The sequence below is a fragment of the Mariniflexile maritimum genome, assembly GCF_009746565.1.
Classification (GTDB): Bacteria; Bacteroidota; Bacteroidia; order Flavobacteriales; family Flavobacteriaceae; genus Mariniflexile; species Mariniflexile maritimum.
Window position 1 is genome coordinate 167,789 of record NZ_WRPN01000007.1, and the last position, 19,261, is coordinate 187,049.

The following is a 19,261-nucleotide window of genomic DNA, read 5'->3' on the forward strand; positions in this document are numbered from 1 at the left end:
AAATGGGTTTTTATAGCTGAACACCTAAAAAGGGAAAAAATTTAATCGACAATAATCTTAAATTAATCCGTATTTTTGAAACACTTTAGTAACGAAAAAGAAAAAAACCATGACGAATCTTATTACAACTACCTGGTTGGGCAACATGAAGTTTGAGAGTACCAATCCATCGGGCCATAACCTGTTTATCGATGCCGGTCCAGAAAACGATGGCCATGGTGAAGGTTACCGCCCAAAGGCCCTGATGCTTTCGGCCTTAGCGGGTTGTTCGGGTTTAGATGTGGCATCACTCATAAAAAAAATGAAATTGGATGTTGCCGATTTTAGAATCGATATTGAAGCAAACCTAACCAACGAGCATCCCAAGATTTATGATAAAGTAGTCATGCATTTTCATTTTTATGGAGCCAACCTAAACGAAAAAAAGCTGCAGCGGGCCGTCGATTTATCAGAAGAAACTTATTGTGGCGTTATGGAAATGTTCCGGAAGTTTTCAGAATTAACTATCCAGACCCATTTTCATCAAAAATAAAGATTGTGCAATTTAGAGTTAGCCATCTTTTACTTATAACTTTTAACTTTTTCCATGCGCTGGACCCTAAAACCTAAACCCGAGCCAGATAAAATTGAAGCACTGCAACAGGCGCTTCAAGTTGATGCTGTGATAGCTACCTTGCTGTTACAACGTGGGGTGAAAACCTACCAGGAAGCCAAAGCTTTTTTCAGACCCAGTTTAAGCAATTTGCACGATCCTTATTTAATGAAGGATATGGACAAAGCCGTGGCCCGCATTGAAAAAGCCATGGCAAACCAAGAAAATATTTTGGTATATGGCGATTATGATGTAGATGGCACCACTTCGGTAGCCTTAATGGCCTCGTACTTACGCTCTAAATACAACCTGGTTTATACCTACATTCCCAACAGGTACGATGAAGGCTACGGTATTTCATATAAAGGCATCCATTTTGCTTTAGAAAATCATTTTACCCTTGTTATTGCTTTAGATTGTGGTATCAAATCGGTTGATAAGGTGGCCTATGCCAAAGAACTGGGCATCGATTTTATTATTTGCGACCACCACAGGCCCGCCGAAATTATACCCGATGCCGCCGCTGTTTTAGACCCCAAACGCGAAGACTGTAGTTACCCCTACAAAGAGTTGTGCGGCTGTGGCGTTGGTTTTAAACTCATTCAAGCATTGGCGCAAAAAGACGGACAATCAACCGAAGATTTAATGCCATATTTAGATTTGGTAGCCACCGCCATTGGTGCCGATATTGTGCCAATTGACGGAGAAAATAGAGTGCTTGCCTATTTTGGGTTACTGGTTATAAACACCAACCCCAGACCCGGCATCAAAGCCATTTTAAACCAAGTTGAAAAAACCGAGTTAACCATTACCGATGTGGTTTTTGTTGTGGCACCACGCATCAACGCTGCCGGACGTATGGAACACGGTAATTTTGCCGTGCGCTTATTAACCGAGGAAGACCACGATTTGGCGGCCAAATACGCTTCAGAAATCAATGATTACAATCTGGATAGACGTGAAACCGATAAACAAATTACAGAGGAAGCCCTCAAACAAATTGAAGAACAAAACCAACAAAACCGCCTTACTACGGTTGTTTACCATGAAAATTGGCATAAAGGCGTTATTGGTATTGTGGCTTCTCGGTTAACAGAAACCTATTACCGCCCAACTTTAGTGTTCACAAAAAGCGGCAACACATTGGCGGCCTCGGCACGTTCGGTGCGCGATTTCGATATTTACAATGCCTTGGAAGCCTGTAGCGAGCACATCGAACAGTTTGGTGGCCACAAATATGCAGCGGGCCTTACACTTTTGGAAGAAAACTATGAAGCATTTAAGCAAGCGTTTGAAGATGTAGTCTCGAAAACCATCGACAGAAATCTTTTAACGCCCGAAATAAAAATTGATGCCCAAATTAATCTGGAAACCATTACCCCAAAATTCTACCGAATTTTAAAACAATTTGCACCCTTTGGCCCCAATAACATGACCCCCGTTTTTATGACCGATAACTTGATTGACACAGGCTACGGAAAATGTGTAGGTGAAGATAAAACCCATTTGCGAATTACCGTTGCCCAACCAAAATCCAAAAGTTTGGTGGCCATTGGCTTTGGTATGGGCGATAAATTTGACATTGTTGCTCATAAAAAACCCTTTAAAGCGGTGTATTCTATTGATGAAAACGAATGGCAAGGAAATGTGAGCTTACAGTTGAAACTTCGGGATATTAAAGAATAGTATTTTTTTCAAAAAAGCTAAATTTAAATCATTTATTGTTTTATAATTCAACAAAAAACTAAAATTAAAACGCTCAAAGGCAGAAGTAATTGATAAATCTGCTGCATCTGCATATAAGCTTTTAAGAGACTTTGAAAGTTTGAAAATTTTAAATGAAATAACTGGGTTGGAACGAAAGAGGTTTTATGTATTTACCGAATACCTTGATTTGTTCACTAAAAACGAAAAACATTAGTTAAGAAACATGGCAAAAACCGATCCCTACGCCGCCTTACGTTTTAAGGAATTCAACATTTTTTTATTAGTGCGTTTTGTCCTTGTTTTTGGCTGGTCCATGCAATTTATAGTGATAGAATGGGAAGTTTACAGTTTAACCAAAGACCCGCTCTCACTTGGTGTTATTGGGTTAATGGAAATTATTCCGGCATTTACCATGGCACTGTTTGCAGGCCATATTGTCGATCAAAAGGAAAAACGAAATCTTTTATTGCTTTGTATCGCTACGTTTTCAATCATTAGTTTTGGGTTGTTTTTATTAACATGGCCAACCATTGTTTCGGGGTGGACCACCCAAACCATTTTGTACTGTATTTATTTCCTGGTATTTTTTGGCGGGTTTTTGCGTTCGTTTTTTGGGCCCACTATTTTTTCGTTGGTGGCCTTAATAGTTCCTAAAAAAGCCTATCCCAATGCTGCCACTTGGAACAGTTCCACCTGGCAAATGGCATCGGTTTTAGGGCCTGCAACGGGCGGTTTTTTAATTGGTTGGATAGGCGTGCATTGGTCGCTTTGTATCATTTTCGCGTTGATTATTCTATCGTTCATCATCTTGTTGCAAATAAAGCGAAAACCCATTTTAAACCCAAAAATTGGCGAACCCGTGATTGAAAGCTTAAAGGAAGGCGTGCGGTTTGTGTTTAAAACAAAAGCGATTTTAGGGGCAATGACCTTAGATATGGTGGCCGTTTTATTTGGTGGCGCCATTGCGCTATTGCCTATTTTTGCCCAAGATATTTTAAAAGTAGGTAGCGAAGGTTTTGGCGTGTTGCGTGCTGCTCCTGCAGTTGGCGCATTTTTAACCATGTTAATTACAGCTTATTTGCCCATTAGTAAAAATGCGGGCATGAAATTGTTGGCAGCGATTTTTGGTTTTGGGGTTTGTATTATCGTGTTTGGGTTATCGACAATATTTTGGGTTTCGGTGATAGCCTTATTTTTTAGCGGCGTTACCGATGGCGTTTCCATGGTAGTGCGCCAAACCATTTTGCAGTTAAAAACACCCGACCACATGCGTGGGCGCGTGGCATCGGTAAACTCGATGTTTGTAGGTTCTTCCAATGAGTTGGGTGCTTTTGAAAGCGGTATTACGGCCAAACTTATGGGTACGGTTACGGCTGTTGTTTTTGGAGGCACCATGACCTTGATTACGGTTGTAACAACGGGCATCGTTTCACCTTCCTTTAGGAAATTGGATTTAACAAAAGATTTGGAAGAACACCATAAAGATTAAAAGGGGCGAAGTACGAAGTTAAAAGTACGAGGTTAAAAGTTGTTGTTTTATTGAAATAAAGTCCAGTTCATTAAAACGGATACCCAATACCGAAATTGAGAATGGGCGATTTTAGGTCGAAATTAAAACGCTTACCTTTTGGTAACGACGGGTCGTGAAACGGTGCTGCCAAATCAAATCGAATCACAAAACTTTGAATATCCACACGAACGCCAATACCGGCACCCATGCCCAATTCGTTTATAAAATTGCCGGTAAATTTATCTTTGCCGCCAAACGTGGGGTTTTCCTTGGAATTCCAAATATTACCGGCATCGGCAAATACGGCACCTTTAAAATACGACCAAATTGGAAAACGGTATTCTATATTGGCTTCCAAACGGATGTTTCCTGTTTTGTCAAAAAAATTACCTGTATTTGCGCTGTCTTTTTCATTATAAGTACCGGGGCCTAAACCACGAATTCTAAAAGCGCGCACACTGTAAGGCCCTCCAGAAAAATATTGCTTTACAAAAGGTACAACCTCCGAGTTGCCATAAGCCAACCCATAGCCCGCAAAAAAACGTGCGGCAAATATTTGTTCTTTTCCAAATTTGTAATGGTAGTGCAAATCAACATCGGCTTTGGCATATTGTGCATATTCCAAACCTAAAACGGTTTTTGGAGCATTTGGGGCACGTTCTTTTCCTAAAAGGCCAATGGAATTTCCGGCAATATCAAAAGTGGCATTAACATAAAACTGTTGGCGTTTTTGGGCATCAACCATACCATTGTAAGTAAAGGAATAGGTGAGTCCAGAAATGAATTGCTGGTCGAAACTGCGACGCAAAAAGGGATTATCGTTTAATATTTGCTCAAATTCTGGTGTTGTGTTGGTCAACTCGGTATAACTGGTTGAAATTGGGTTGATCTCATGGGTTATAAAACGGTTGGCATCCCACACATATCCAAACAGTGCCGTTCCAGAAAGTAAGGTGTACAGTTTGGTTCTGTTTAGGTAATCGACCCCTAGCGACATTTTTGTTTTAGGAATGGCGTACTGAAAAAAATCTTCATTTATCTTAATGGGAAATAAAACCCTTGGGAAAATAAGTTCGCCTTTCAGCCCCAATTCCAAACTACTTCTCCCCGTATTTTTATCGGCACCAAATTGGGTTTCATACCCCACTTTTGTTGAAATATTCATGGTTTCGCCACCGCCAAACACATTTCGGTTGCTATATGTTAATGCCAACGCGGGCCCTGTGAAGTTGTTCGATTTAGTAAGCAGTTGCAATTCGGCGCGAAGGGCACGTTTGTTTAGGGGCGATAGGTAAATATTGGCTTCCAAAAAACCTAAACTATCGGTTGCCAACGTATCTGTTTCCTTATATTGAATGTTAACATATTTGTAGGCCCCAATGGTTGAAAGACGGCGCGCCGTATTTTTTGAGGTCTGGGGGTTGTAGCGTTGTCCTTCTTCCAACTTAATAAACGGGTCTAAATAGTTGGGTTTGAAATAAACTTCATTTTGGATGAAATTTTTCTCGTTGTACCGAATGGTTTCTGTTTTAACCGAATCGGCAACTTCATAATTGGTAAAAATGTTTACCTTATTTATTTTATACGGAATGATGCTTTTTTTGGGAACGTCTTTTTTTAGCTTCAAAAACAAATCAAAACGTTTGTTGGCGTATTGGTTGGTATCTGCTTCAAAAATTAAAAAACGGTCGTTAAAGTTGTAATAGCCTTTGTTTTTTAATTCAAAGTCAATGCGTTCCCGTTCCAGATTCATGTTAGATAAATCAAAACGCATGCCTTTTTTAAAGGGCGAAGTTTTTATGAGTTCTCCAATTTCATCGTAAATGGGTGCAGGCAAGGTATCCAATTGATAGGTTGCCATGCGGTAGGGTTTTGTAACGTTTACTTGATAGGCTACCGAGGCCCTTTTTTGTTTTTCCTCAAATTTTGAAGCGGTGCTACTGTAAAAAAAACCACGGTTTTCAAGTCGGTTTAACAATAAATCTTCTACCACAAAAGTTTCTACATCCGATTGATAGACGGGTTCTTCGCCAAATTTCTTAAAAAGCCAGCGGTTTAAAAAGCCCGGGGTTTCTTTTTGGTTTTTGTAATAAAAAAACAGTCTGGGGTACATGCCCAAAAATTTCTTATTGGGCTCTGGAAGAATAACCGTTTCCAGTTCCGTTTTTAAGGCATCTGCGTTTGGGATGATGGAATCTGATGTGATGTTAAGGGATGCGCCCGTATATAAACGCTCGTTTTCTGGAATGAACTTGTTTACACTGCAGGCGTAAAAACTTCCTATAATAAGTACTGAAATGAGCGGATATTTAATATGAAAGTTCAATTTTTTCAAATTTAATTTTTTGGTTCTAGATTTAAGTTGCGTTGTTTAAAAATGGCCATCTGCTTTATGGTATTCTTCAATTCTTTAAAATCAACTTTACTCTTTGTTCTTTTTCTAACGGCGGTCTATAAACTTTAGTCGTACAACAAAGGCTAATTTTTTTTCTTTTCCATGCTTTCCTGGGTCGTTTCCTCTTTTCTTTTCTGTGTTTTTTTTGTTGCTTTTCGTTCTTTTTCTGCTTGTTTTTCAGCTTCGGTTTGTTCTTTCAACAAAGCTTCCCAAAGTTCATGGAATTTATTAAATTCCTGTGTAAATATTACGGCAATGCCACTTATAATGGTTTGCCCATCGATAACATTTTCAAATTCATTGCGCCTAAAACCCTTTAAGCGGTAATGGCCGTTTTCAGTAAGTAGGTATTCAATGCTTACGTTGCCTATAAGTGGTGTTTCTTCTTCATTGTCGCTGCTACCTTCAATAGCTAATTCACTGCCAACACTTACAATTAAACGGTCGTTGAACAGTTTTTTCTGGGCAGCAATATCCAACTGGGTTCTATCTTGTGGTGCATTTCCTTGGTAGTCGGTATAACTATCCAATCCAAAATTAAGTTCAAACCCCGATTTGTTAAATAATTTATCGGAAAAGGTATTGAGTTGATCGGACACGGCATCGTTCAAATTATCCCGCGCCATGGAAACCACGCCGCCCGAGCTGCCATCACTTCCCGGGTCTGGATAAAACCGATTGAGCACCAATAGCGAGAACACTTGCCTGTTAAGCTCGTCTTCCTGCTGGTTTAGTTGTTGCACCCTGCCATATACTTGTCCGCCAATGGCACCTTTTTCATCTTCGGGCATATCAAGGTTGAAGGCGATTTTTGGTTGCATTAACTGGCCATCAATATTCAAATACACATAAAATGGCAATACTTGGCGGAATTTTCCTTTTACCGAAGGGTCATCATTGGAAAAAACAGGAGCCATTAAAGAAGAAGCGGAAGTTTTTACTTGATAAGTTGCCGATACATCCAATTTTGCATCCAGCGGGTCGCCAGACCAGGTAACCTGACTTCCGGGGTTGAGATTGAACTTTCTATTAACCAAATTATACAGGTTCATTTCATAATGGCCACTATCCACTTCATAAATCCCTGCAAGCGTGATGTTTCCGTTCGGGTTCATTGCCAAGTCGAAATCGCCTTTGCCCGATACCTTAAAATTGTCGCCTGTTTCTTTATCAATTACAATGGTAACCGCAGCGTCTTTAAGTACCTTTAATTTTACAGCCATATCAAAACCCGTGATGGTGGCCGTTTTTTCTTTGGTTCTGGTTAAAATGGCATCTGGATTTTTACGGTTTACAAAAATTACCGTGCCATCGCGCTCCTCGATATTTACGGACGACGACGGCACAACATAGGTAACATTGGTATTGGAGCCAACAGTAAGGGAAGCATTTATTTTTGGTATCTGCAAATCGCCCGTAATGGTGGCATCGGCATTAAAACTGGCCTTACCGTACAGAAAATCGTTGTCCTCTTTGGTGGCGTTTAGAAATTGGAAATTATCGGCCTTAATCTGTAAATTGAAGGTGGGGTTGATGAACGATTCCGTGCCTATGTTTCCGGAAACCGCAAAAGTGTTTTGGTTTTCATCACGAACGATAAAATTGGTCATTGCCAGTTTTTCGTTGGTAATTTTTATGGTTTCGTTTTTTAAGCCGAAACCCGCGTTCAACACGGCTACTTTAAAATCGGCATTTTTAAAGGTAATGCTTCCTTCATATTTTGGTTGGGTTGTTGTGCCATTTAATTTGAAATTTCCTGAAAAACTTCCCTTGGCATCGGTAATTTCACCCTGTGAAAACCCTGTTAGAGCTTTCATTTTAAAGGTATTGATATCGAGCGTTAAATCGAGGTTTGCGCCCGTTTTATTGGCTACATAATCGCCTGTTAGGTCCAAATCGACATCGCCACCTTTCATGGCGGCCTTAAAATTGTAATTGTTGCCTCCCAAAGATTTTGCATCCATACTCAATGTTCCCAAATGGGTATTCAATAAACTAAGTTGGGAAATATCCAAATTGGCCACCAAACCCGTGTTGGTAAACGGTTCCTCAACTACAAAACGGCCGTTTAGGTTTCCGGTTGCCAGCTTTTTATCTGGATTCAAATAGCTTAAAAAGTCGCTCAATTTAAAATCCTTGAAGTAAATGGCGATATTATCTTTGGAAGAGGAAGCTGATTTATCGGTAATTTCAATAGATTGGTTGTTTTTACTGAATTTAAAATCGTTGAAGGCTAATTTATTTTTTGTGATCAGTATTTCATTAGTGTTCGGAATGTTCCAAGCTTGTTTATTCACTATTAAATTTTCTGGAACAACATGAAAACGCAATTGTTTGTCGGTTCCCGTAATGTCACTGGCAATGGCGATTAATTTCTCTTCATTATGAAAGGCCACAAATTCAAGTGCCATTTTATTATTGGCTTGATTGCCTTTAAAAACCGTTTTTTGAATATGGATAGGGCCTGCTTTCAAGGTGTTGAACCCTAAATTGAAATTGAATGTTTCCTTATTGGTGTTCATGGCAAAATCAAGGCTATCCAGTTCGTAACCGCTATAATGAATATGGGGTGCCGTAATGTTTGCTTTTAATACTTTGGCCCGTTGGTTAAAATCGACGGCAATATTTACGGTATCCAATTGTTTCATGTTTACCAAAAACACATCGTTTAAAATGGGCGCTTGACTAATATGTGCCCGCAATTTTAAATTTACGGGATGCGGCAAACTATCCAAAGGTTGCTTGGTACTGTAAAAATAGCTTCGCACATGATGTTGCAATGCGGTACTAAACGATTTTGGGTCGGTGTTTGAGTGCAGTTCAGCATCTAGCAATTTGTTTTTAATACGGAACGATGTGGTGTCTTTTCGCACATGTGCTGCGACGTTCAAATCGCCCATCAAATAGGTTTTATTGTTGTACACTACCACGCCATCATCAATACGCGCGGTAACATCATAATTCGTGCTGTTGCCTTTATAATCTACATACATGTTCATGCCCGTTCTTACAGGGCGTTCCATTAAGCCAAGGGCTTGTAAATCGGCACCATTAAGGTTAAGCACCACCTGTGCTTCGGGTGCCACCGAATCTAACACTACGTTGGCTTTTAAAGCCAAATCCAGATTATAATCTTTATAATTTGAAACCACCGTTCCTTTCCCGTTTTTTACGTCGCCTTTCCATGTTAAATCCTTTATCTGGTAAGTGTTGTATTTAAAACTGGAAACCGTTGCTACCATGCTAGCATCAAGCGTGTTGATGTTTTTTCCTTTTCCTTGGGTTTTAATTACGCCATTTAATTTCCCTAGTTTTGGGTTTTGCAGCAATTCGTTCAGTTGATAATCTTCAATAGAAAGCGTAACATTAAAAGCCACCGCCTCTTTATTTTTATAGCGTCCATCTAAAATAGCCGTTCCTTGCGATGTGGTTAGTTTCGCTTTTGAAATTAAGTCGTTTGGACTTCCTTTTAAATAGCCCGATAGGTGTATGTTTTTAGGAAGTTGAACGCCCAATGCTTTTTCACTTACAAATTCACCGACGTCCGATCGGGTGGTTGAAGCTGAAAAGCGCGGAATATTGAATTGAATTTTTTCAGGATTGGTAATATTTTGAAGCGTGCCGTTTGCCGAAATGTTAGTGCTATTGCCCCAATTTGCCTGAAGCGATGTTAAATTTATGGCAGAAAGATAGCCATCGGCCTTTGCTGTGCCCGAAATTATTTTTTTACTTAATGTATTGAGTATTTCATTTTTTTTCAATTCAGGTTGAAAAATGAATAGGTCTTGAAGTGCCACTTTATAGGTTGGGATATTTAAGGCCACCTTCGATTTTTCGGGTGTTTCCAAAAGCTTCGCCAGCGCTTGATAGTTCATTTGTAAATCGCCTTCCATAAACGTGTTGTTTAAGGACGCTTTAAAATTTGAAAGGGTTAATGCCGTATCTGTGGCATTAAAATTTAATTTTAACGCTTTCAAATTGAAGCCAGAACGCTCTTTAAACTGGGCGTTTTCAATGTGTAAATTTGCTGTTTTATCTTTAAGTTGGATGCTGTTTGCAAGCAAGTCAAAATTAGTCAGCTCCAAGGCGTTGGGGTTTAAGTACCCGCTTTTGGCTTTGGTTTTATTTACAAAATAGCTAAATTTATTATTTTCAAAATCCAAAGAACCGATAGCAAAACGTATTGCAGGCCATTCAAATGGCGCAGGGTCTTTTTCAGCCTGTTGGGTTGGCGCATTTTTTTCAGTTTGTGTATGCAGTGTTATGGCCGAGTTTTTTAAACGGAAATCATCCAGTTCAAACGTTTTGGAAGTTAAATTTATGTTGGGTATTTCGGCATAAAGCGCGTTAATTCCAACGCTTGCTTCCATAGTGGCGTCATCCGATTTGTAATAAGCAATAACATGGTCCAAACGTAATTTTTTAACCACAAATGAAGGTAGTTGCGAAGGTTTTTCCTGGGGCGTTTTTGGCACCGATTTTTCAATGAACTTAATATCAGACTGGGCCAATTCTAGGTTGGAAGCTTCAAAAACCATCTGTTCCAAATCGGTTTTTTTCATGCGGGCCTTTAGCGTGCCAATTTTAAAACGGCTGTTAATTCCGGCAACGGCATCATTAAAAACGATATCAAAATCCTTAAAAAGAAGTCTTCCTAACACAATGTTTACTGGTGCTGCAGTGGTATCGGTTTTTACTGTTGCAGAATCTTTACTGGCAAAGGCATCCAACAGGAACTGAAAATTATAACCGGAAACCGAATCGTTCCGGATAATGTTGGCACGAACACCTTCCCAATTAAGCGCATCAACGCCCATGCCTTTGCCTCGTACCATCGCCCAAAGTGGCACATTGGCTTCCATAGATTTTGAGTAAATCAAGGTATCGCCTTTTGTATCTTCTAGGTATAAGCCATCTAATTGCACATCGCCATCAAAGGTGATAAATAGTTTTTTTATGGCTATTTTGGTATGTGTTTTCCCAGAAACAAAAGAAACCACCTTGCCAATAATAAAATTTTGTGCCCAGGGCGTTCTTATGGCAACTACCAGTAAAATAAAACAAATAAAAATAACCAATACAATCCTACCTAAAATTTTTAGGATCCTGTTTGGCTTTTTTTTTGGAGCGTTTTTTTGTATTTCGGTTTCGTTTGCCACTAAGCAGTTTTATAGATTTTGCAAATGTATTTATTGAAATACCAAGGTATTGATAATTTTGATGTTATTAGTAACTCAATTGCTAACATCTAAAACCAATCAATAAAAAAACCTGTTAAAAAAGGCAGTTTAACCAACTTTAAAGGACTTAAAGTGAAGGAATCAATAGGTTTTTAGTACCAACAGTTCGCCATCAAAAACACCATAGGTATAATAGTTTATCCAATCGCCAAGGTTGATATATTTTGAATTTGTGCTAAGCTGAATTTCTAAAGGCAAATGGCGGTGGCCAAAAACAAAATAATCGTAATGTTGTTTCTTCAAAACCTCTTTGGAATATTGAATTAACCATTCGTTGTCTTCGCCCAAAAAGGTTGCATCCTCATCACCAGAAATCAATTTATTTTTAACCGACAGGTATTGGGCAATGGGCATGCCAATATCGGGGTGCAGCCATTTAAAAAGCCATTTAAAAACTGGGTTTGTTAGCACTTTTTTCATCCGTTTATAGCCTTTGTCGCCCGGGCCCAAACCATCGCCATGGCCAATAAAAAAGGTTTTATTGTTAAAGGTAAAGGTTTTAGGTTGGTGGTAAACGGTAATGTTTAGCTCGTCGTTAAAATAGCCATTCATCCATAAATCGTGGTTGCCAACAAAAAAATAAATAGGAATTCCCGAATCGGATATTTCGGCAAGTTTGCCAAGGGTTCTTGTAAATCCTTTTGGTACGACGGTTTTGTACTCGAACCAAAAATCGAACAGGTCGCCTACTAAAAAAATGGCGGCGGCATCATTTTTAATGCTGTCCAACCATGCAACAAACTTCTTTTCGCGTGGTCGGGAGGCTGCTACTGTTGGTGCCCCCAAATGGCTATCGGAAGCGAAGTATATTTTTTTTCCTTTTGGAATTTGCATGCTGTAAATATAAATAATTCCTGTGAAAGCAGGCATCTTATTTTCCTTTGAATGGATGGGTTGTTTTACAGTTTATTTATGCTAAGTTGAATGTGGTGAAAAGCTCGAATGTTAAGATGGGCAACCCGAAGGCAAAGCCTTAACTTGGCAAACAGAAACGGTAGGTATTGCCCCTAAATATTATCGTAACCGTACCATTCGGCAAACGAGCTGTCGGTTTCTTGAAGTTTTAACGAGTGCAATGAAATGTGCTCTGGCAGGCGTTTTTTTATTTTTTTTGCAAAATCAATCACCATCATTTCGCTGGTAGGTTGGTAATCAACAAGTAATACGTTATGGCCTCTGTTTTCAAGTTCTTTGGCAAGCTCTACGTGCGGTGTGTTTTTGTTAAAAACCGTGGCGTGGTCGAACACGTTAACCACTTCTTCTTTCACTATTTTTTTTAGGTCGCCAAAATCTATAACCATACCATACTTGACGTTATTGGTATCGGAAATAGGCTTCCCAATAACGGTAACCGACAGTTTGTAGCTATGCCCGTGCACGTTTTTGCATTTGCCGTCGTATCCATAAAGGGCGTGACCGGTTTCAAAAGAAAATTGTTTGGTAATGCGAATAAAGCTCATTGCAAATAAATTAGGGTACAAAGATAATCGTTTTGTAAAAGTAATACGTTTTTATAATAAATTTGCGCACTTTTGTTCATTCCGGACAGGAGATTTCATGTATTGGTATATGGGGCATCTATTTGAGGCTATCGATTTTGTTGAAAATCCACTTTACGAACAGATAATTTCTGATATCGCCCACCAAAAATTTAGCTTGGTCGAGCAATTTTTTACCCCTGAAGAAGTTGCCATTTTTAGGCAGTCGCTTATGGAAAAGTATGAAGAAGATGCTTTTAAAAAAGCGGCCATTGGCAATAAGTTGCATGAAACCATCGTAAAATCGATACGCGGCGATGTGATTTTGTGGATGGACGAAACCAAGGCCAACCCCGCAGAAACCTTGTTTTTCAATAAAATAAATGCATTGGTAAACTATCTTAACAAAACCTGCTTTTTGGGCATTTTACAAAAAGAGTTCCACTATGCCATTTACCCAAAAAACACCTTTTATAAAAGACATATTGATACGTTTCAAAATGATGACCGACGAAAATTATCGGTAGTCTGTTATTTGAATGAAGCGGGTTGGTTGCCCGAAAATGGCGGCGAACTGGTGCTGTACTTGAATGAAAACGGCGAAGAAGTTGAAAAGGTTATCTATCCGTTTCCCGGTCGCGTGGTCATTTTCGAAAGCCAGATAATTGAACACGAAGTGAAGCCTGTAAACACCCAGCGCCTAAGTATAACGGGCTGGTTAAAAACGCGGTAGTTAGCGTGGTTTTCGCCTATTTATAAAATACATAACCACCAAGACCAAGGCTAAAACCAGAAACAAGCCATTGCCACTCAAAAAATTTAAAACATCCATGGGAGCGTTTTTAAAATACGTTTGCAAATATAAAAAATTTAGGGTTGTAACAAAAAGCACTATTTAATGGGCCAAGTTTTAAATGGAAACTAAAACAAGATATTTATTTAAAAATAATTTAATTGTTTACTTTTGCGCTGATATTTGAATTATGAAAAACATTTTAGTACCCGTAGGAGCCTCAAAAAACGAACTAAGCAATTTGCAGTACGCTGTTGACTTTGCAGAAGCATTTGGCGCCAAACTTTATGTAGTACAAGTATATAATGTTTATACCAAAGCGGGCACCATGATTAAAATCGATCATATTTTAGAAGAAGATACGCTTGATTATCTGAACAATGTGGTTTCAAAAATCAACAAAAAAAACGTTGAGATTGTTGTAAAGGCGCTAAAGGGCAAATTAATTGATACTTTGGAAAAAGCCTGCAAATCGGCAAACATCGATTTGATTTTGGTCGAGCCCAGAACCTATACGGAAAACGACGATTTATTTTTAGGAAAAACCTCTGGCAAAATCGTAAAGCAAACTTCAATACCAACCATTATAGTTCCAGAAGGGTATGTTTTTAAACCCATCGAAAATATATTGATGGCCGTAAAATCGGCTATCATAAAAAAAGAGGGTGTTTTGGCACCTTTGCAAACAATAAAAAGCAATTTTAAGGCCGTAGTAAATTTACTTTTGGTAAAAACACCATATTATTGCGATGGAGATTTTGATGTTAACGAAGAATTATCTAACATTGCATCCGAAATCAGTTTTTCTGAAAATCCAACCACTTACCATGGTGTTTTGGAGCATTACAAATTGCACAACCCAGATATGTTGTGTGTAGTAAGGCGCAAACGTGGGTTTTTTATGAAAAAATGGGAGAAAAACCAGATTTACAAAAAAGATTTTAATAGCAACTTGCCGGTTTTGGTATTAAGCGAATTAAAATAATACATTGGGGATGTAGCTCAGTTGGCTAGAGCGCTTGGCTGGCAGCCAAGAGGTCGTGGGTTCGAGCCCCATCTTCTCCACTTAATTAAAACCCTAACAATTGAAAATCAATTAGTTAGGGTTTTTATTTTAACTATTAGCCCACATTTAGCCCACATTTGACCTAAAAATTATTTATTATTTTAAATAAGCCTTTTTTCTTTGATTTAGCCTTTAAAAATAGTTCTTGGTATTTGGGTAGCATTTCACAAAAAACCTCGTTATATGGCTTTGCATAGCCATTCTCGACCATAATTTCGTTTAATACTTTGCCGTTTTCTAAAACTAAATACCCTAAATACCTACCGTATTTATCTTTAAGATTATTTTTTTCTTGAATTAATGTGCAAAACTCACCGACTTTTGTTTTCTTTTTTAAATAATCTAAAGAAGCATAGCCTAATTTTATTAATAATTCAGCTGGAATATTTAATTCTTTTTCGTCTTTCTTTACTTTATTACAGTATTTCATTTCAGGAGCATCGATACCTAAAAAACGAACTTCAAACTCATTTTTTGAAATAATATCTTCCAAAATTATACCATCTCCATCAACATATTTTACTATTCTCAGAAGGTTTTTTATTGTAATGGTTTCCATTGCGTTATAATGCTTTAAATTACCTAATTTAAACCGTTGTATATCAGTTTATTATGATGTAAATTTAAATGAAATAATTCACATAATTTAAAAAAACGTTGAGCATATGGCAAGACAGAAAGGACATGTTAAATATGTCGGAACATTAGGAGAAGTAAGACACTTCAAAATTAAGGGTAACGAAGGTTATTTTGCAGGACTAAAAGGTGGTCCTACTGCTGAACAAGTAAAAACAGCACCTGGATTCATTCGTACCCGTGAAAACATGTCTGAGTTTGCAGCTTGTGCAATGGCTGGCAAATCTGTTAGGGTTGGTTTATCATCATTAATGAAACAAATGAGCGATAGTCAATTTACGGGACGATTAACTGCTATTATGAAAAAAATAAATATTGAAGATGGTTCTGAAGCTAGAGGGCAACGTGCAGTTTTAGTATCACAACAACCACAATATTTAAAAGGGTTAGATTTTAATCGCAATATTTCATTTAATGGTGTTTTTAGTGCTCCCTTTACATTAACTGTTAATGTTGACAGAAACGAAAGTACATTAAATGTACCATCATTTAATCCTTTAAATTATTTAAACATACCATTAGGTGCAACACATTTCCGAATTATAAATGCTTTATCTGTAGTATCTGATTTTGTTTATAATTCTGCAACTGGAGCATATGAACCAGCTGATTCTGTTCTAAATGAAATTTCAAATATTGGATATTCTGATTATACACCAATTGACCTTGTAGCACCTTTAATTGATGTTGTAGCAAGCTTACCCGGTGCGCCAACTTTATCTTCTAGTGTGGCTGTTTTAGGCTCAATTGGAATTGAATTTTATCAACAAGTTGGAACAAAATACTATTTATTCAATGCAGGTAATGCTATGAAAATTCAAGAAATATTCTAATAATACCATTAGTTTGCATATCTGCAAAGTTTGCAATACTGCAAAACAAACCCTTTCGGAAGAGAGGGTTTTTTATTTTGCATTAAATTACCTATTATGCCGACTTATATTGCTGTCATGGTGCAGATAACTACTAAACAACTATGATTAAATTTTAAAAAATTATACTTATTTATCAATTTAGCTTTGGCAAAAGTGCAGGGAACTTGGCAACAAGCAATTTGTGGCGTGGTTAGTTAATTCTTTCGCTGTTTTTTTTGAAAGAATGCCACTTTCAAAATATGATTTTTTAAAACAAATTTTTATTGGCGTTCTTTTAAAAAAAATTGCAACCATAGGGGTTTGGGGAAATGGTAGATTTCCCCAATTATTAACTTACGTAGTGCGCTGGCAGCAGCGAAACAAGTGTATGATTTTTTATTTGCTTTACGGATTTATCTGATTGCTTTTAATGAAGGTTTGATGCCGAATTGTGTTTTGAAAACTGTATTTTGAAGTTTAAATGATTTGGGTTTAATGTAACTAAAACATCAAACCTTTTAAAAGTAATTTATCTAATGGTGCTTGGCAAATAAAAAATTATACTCTTGTGGGCTAATTTGATTTTTGAGGATGCCTGACCTTTATTTAAAAGTGCTACTTGACAAATTATTGATAAGGTTTGTTAAATTGCGTAATGGCATCTTCAAAAAACAATGAAAACATTAAACCTTTTAAATTGTGCATTAAATAACAACACCTTCATATTTAACTTCATCAATAATTGTTTCAATATCTGTATTGATTTTCATTTGAAATAAATCTCGACTTACGGTGTATGCACTTAAATCTTCTTCATTAAAATTAAGATTCATTAATTCTTTAATGCCGTTTTCGTTTAAATCGTTTTTCAACCAATCTTCCTCAAAATCTTTTTGTAGAATAATTGGTTGTCTGTTTTTTTTATTATGAATTTTAGCAAATAAAGGCGACGCCTTTTTTGTTAGAATTGTAAAGGTTACTACGTTTTCTATAATGGTGTATAACCCTGCTAAAGACAAAACATCGTTGTCTTTGCTTTTAATGTGAAATGGGTACTTTTTTCCTTTGTATTCGTGGGGTTCAAAAAAACCTGTTACTGGAATTATACATCGTCTAGTTAGTGCTGAATGTTTATAAATAAAATGCTCGAATAGTTTTTCGGATTGTGCATTTAAACCACCGCCAAATTGTACCGATTCTTTGTAGTAATCTCTTATTTGTTCAGGTTTTTTGTTACTTGGTACAATACCCCAAAGAGCAGGTGCTATGACTGAAGGTTTTTCTTGTGGAATGATAAGCATATCGGGATGCGAAAACCCATTTAAATGATAGCTAGGAATATCAAAAGCATCCCTTGCATCGGGATTTGATAATGACACACCATACCGATTTTCAAGCTTTACAACTTTTTTAGTTTGTGATGTATGAAAGCACATTGTATTATTCTTAGAAATATAAAGATACTAATTATGCTTTAATTTCAATAATTTCATTTAAACACGTAGAATAACGAGGTGATAAACGTTCTTGTTTCATTTTCCATTGTCGCCCTAATGACTGACTGCCAAACTTTACCTTATTGTTGCCATACGATGTATTAAGTCTATCTACAATATGCATTATGGGTTGATGCTTTGGATTTTCAGAATTAAATAATGCAAATTGTTTTTGGTTGTCTGGTGTAAGTCCCATTACTATAACACCTGCTTTTTTATAGTGATAGCCTTCCATAAAAATAGCTTTTAAACCGATGTTTACATATTTAATTAAATCGAAACTTGAATTGGTTGGGTAATCTGTTTTAATAACAATATTTCGTCCGTATTGAGGTAAATCTTTTCTAAAACCATTGGTGTGTAGAAAAACCATAACCATATTGCAATGGGATTTTTGACGTCTTAATTTTTCTGAACACGAAACTGCATAAGTAGAAACACGTTCTTTAACATCTTGAAAGTTAGTTAGCATCCCTTCGAATGATCGTGTAGTAGCAATCATTTTTTTATTGGCTACTTTTTCAAAATCTAACGTAGGTTTTCCTTCTAAATCGTGTTTTAACCTCAACCCAACAACTGACATATTTTTACGCACCCAATCATCAGAAAGTTGTGTAAATTGATAAGCGTTGTTTATTTTTAATGCTTTCAGTCTTTTAGCGTGTTTTCTACCTATGCCCCAAACATCTTCAATTGGCAACCATTTTAAGGCTTTTATTCTTTTTTCATCAGTATCAATTACATAAACACTACTTGTTTTTTCGGGATATTTCTTTGCTATTTTATTGGCCACTTTAGCAAGTGCTTTTGTAGGTGCAAAACCGATACTAATTGGAATACCTGTGCCTTTGGTAACACGGTTTCGCATTTGAATACCTATTTCTTGTAAATTGTAGTATTCAAAACCATAGAATTTTAAAAAGGCTTCATCGATACTGTATATTTCGATTTCGGGTGTGAATTCAGAAAGTAAATTCATTACCCGGCTGCTCATATCACCATATAAGGCATAGTTTGAAGAAAAAACAGTTATGTTTTTTTCTTCAAAGATTTTTTTATACTCGAATGCAGGCGCACCCATTGGAATACCAAATGCTTTAGCTTCGTTAGAACGTGCAATAACACACCCATCGTTATTTGATAATACCACAACAGGTTTACCGTTTAATGCGGGATTAAAAACACGCTCGCAGGAAGCGTAAAAGTTATTACAATCTACAAGTGCAAACATAAACCAAAGTTAAAGCTGAAATTATTACTTTTAAATAAAAATAAAGTTAAAAAATGAACAAAAATGATATTGAATTATTAAAGGGTGTATTTACAAGTTTGTTGCATAAAATATCTAAAAATCTACTTTCAGGTAATTTAGTGCAAAAAACGGGCATAGTATACCACCCACAGCGGATTAAAGTGAGCATAGTGCGGCGGGTGAAAGTGAACCACCTACAGCGGATGAAAGTGAACCACTAAAAATCGATTCTATTTGTAAAG

General features: G+C 37.2%; 13 protein-coding genes and 1 tRNA gene. 7 read left to right on the top strand and 7 right to left on the bottom strand.

The window, feature by feature from the left end; translation table 11 throughout:
• Window positions 1-109: 109 nt before the first annotated feature.
• The 3 genes from GQO80_RS10795 (at window position 110) to GQO80_RS10805 (ending at window position 3,788) form a co-directional block, all read left to right on the top strand.
• Window positions 110-532: an OsmC family protein gene (locus tag GQO80_RS10795; protein ID WP_157208369.1), complete on the top strand. Its 423-nt coding sequence runs from the start codon at window positions 110-112 to the stop codon at window positions 530-532.
• 54 nt (window positions 533-586) lie between these two features.
• On the top strand, window positions 587-2,278 hold the full coding sequence (gene recJ / locus GQO80_RS10800; protein WP_157208370.1) for a single-stranded-DNA-specific exonuclease RecJ: 1,692 nt from the start codon (window positions 587-589) through the stop codon (window positions 2,276-2,278).
• 244 nt (window positions 2,279-2,522) lie between these two features.
• The gene (locus GQO80_RS10805; protein WP_157208371.1) at window positions 2,523-3,788 is read left to right on the top strand and encodes an MFS transporter; all 1,266 of its coding nucleotides are present in this window, start codon (window positions 2,523-2,525) and stop codon (window positions 3,786-3,788) included.
• Between the two features lie 70 nt (window positions 3,789-3,858).
• Here the strand turns inward: GQO80_RS10805 and tamL are convergent, their stop codons facing one another.
• The 4 genes from tamL to GQO80_RS10825 all read right to left on the bottom strand — a co-directional run bounded on the left by tamL (window position 3,859) and on the right by GQO80_RS10825 (window position 12,904).
• A complete protein-coding gene (gene tamL, locus GQO80_RS10810) occupies window positions 3,859-6,135 on the bottom strand; it encodes a translocation and assembly module lipoprotein TamL (RefSeq protein ID WP_157208372.1) in 2,277 nt (758 codons plus the stop codon).
• A 152-nt stretch (window positions 6,136-6,287) separates the two neighbouring features.
• On the bottom strand, window positions 6,288-11,363 hold the full coding sequence (locus tag GQO80_RS10815; protein WP_232333160.1) for a translocation/assembly module TamB domain-containing protein: 5,076 nt from the start codon (window positions 11,361-11,363) through the stop codon (window positions 6,288-6,290).
• 162 nt (window positions 11,364-11,525) lie between these two features.
• Window positions 11,526-12,278, bottom strand: coding sequence for a UDP-2,3-diacylglucosamine diphosphatase (locus GQO80_RS10820; protein WP_157208389.1), 753 nt, complete (start codon window positions 12,276-12,278; stop codon window positions 11,526-11,528).
• A gap of 173 nt (window positions 12,279-12,451) precedes the next feature.
• Entirely contained in the window at window positions 12,452-12,904 is a 453-nt protein-coding gene (locus GQO80_RS10825) for a 6-pyruvoyl trahydropterin synthase family protein (protein ID WP_157208373.1), read from the bottom strand.
• 109 nt (window positions 12,905-13,013) lie between these two features.
• Here GQO80_RS10825 and GQO80_RS10830 point away from each other — a divergent pair, with 109 nt between their 5' ends.
• From GQO80_RS10830 to GQO80_RS10840, 3 genes are all read left to right on the top strand, one after another.
• Window positions 13,014-13,655 carry a 2OG-Fe(II) oxygenase gene (locus tag GQO80_RS10830; RefSeq protein WP_157208374.1) on the top strand — a complete coding sequence of 214 codons (642 nt, stop codon included), beginning with the start codon at window positions 13,014-13,016 and terminating at the stop codon, window positions 13,653-13,655.
• 250 nt (window positions 13,656-13,905) lie between these two features.
• The gene (locus GQO80_RS10835) at window positions 13,906-14,700 is read left to right on the top strand and encodes a universal stress protein (protein ID WP_157208375.1); all 795 of its coding nucleotides are present in this window, start codon (window positions 13,906-13,908) and stop codon (window positions 14,698-14,700) included.
• 6 nt (window positions 14,701-14,706) lie between these two features.
• A tRNA-Ala gene (locus GQO80_RS10840) sits at window positions 14,707-14,780 on the top strand.
• Window positions 14,781-14,863: 83 nt separating this feature from the next.
• On the opposite strand, the gene GQO80_RS10845 is transcribed toward GQO80_RS10840, so the two are convergent.
• Complete coding sequence (locus GQO80_RS10845) at window positions 14,864-15,340, bottom strand: thermonuclease family protein (protein WP_157208376.1); 477 nt, start codon at window positions 15,338-15,340, stop codon at window positions 14,864-14,866.
• Between the two features lie 106 nt (window positions 15,341-15,446).
• On the opposite strand from GQO80_RS10845, the gene GQO80_RS10850 reads away from it, so the two are divergent.
• The gene (locus GQO80_RS10850) at window positions 15,447-16,250 is read left to right on the top strand and encodes a hypothetical protein (protein WP_157208377.1); all 804 of its coding nucleotides are present in this window, start codon (window positions 15,447-15,449) and stop codon (window positions 16,248-16,250) included.
• A 725-nt stretch (window positions 16,251-16,975) separates the two neighbouring features.
• Here the strand turns inward: GQO80_RS10850 and GQO80_RS10855 are convergent.
• Both GQO80_RS10855 and GQO80_RS10860 read right to left on the bottom strand, forming a co-directional pair.
• The gene (locus tag GQO80_RS10855) at window positions 16,976-17,707 is read right to left on the bottom strand and encodes an SOS response-associated peptidase (protein ID WP_157208378.1); all 732 of its coding nucleotides are present in this window, start codon (window positions 17,705-17,707) and stop codon (window positions 16,976-16,978) included.
• A 31-nt stretch (window positions 17,708-17,738) separates the two neighbouring features.
• Complete coding sequence (locus GQO80_RS10860; RefSeq protein WP_157208379.1) at window positions 17,739-18,998, bottom strand: Y-family DNA polymerase; 1,260 nt, start codon at window positions 18,996-18,998, stop codon at window positions 17,739-17,741.
• Window positions 18,999-19,261: the final 263 nt, after the last annotated feature.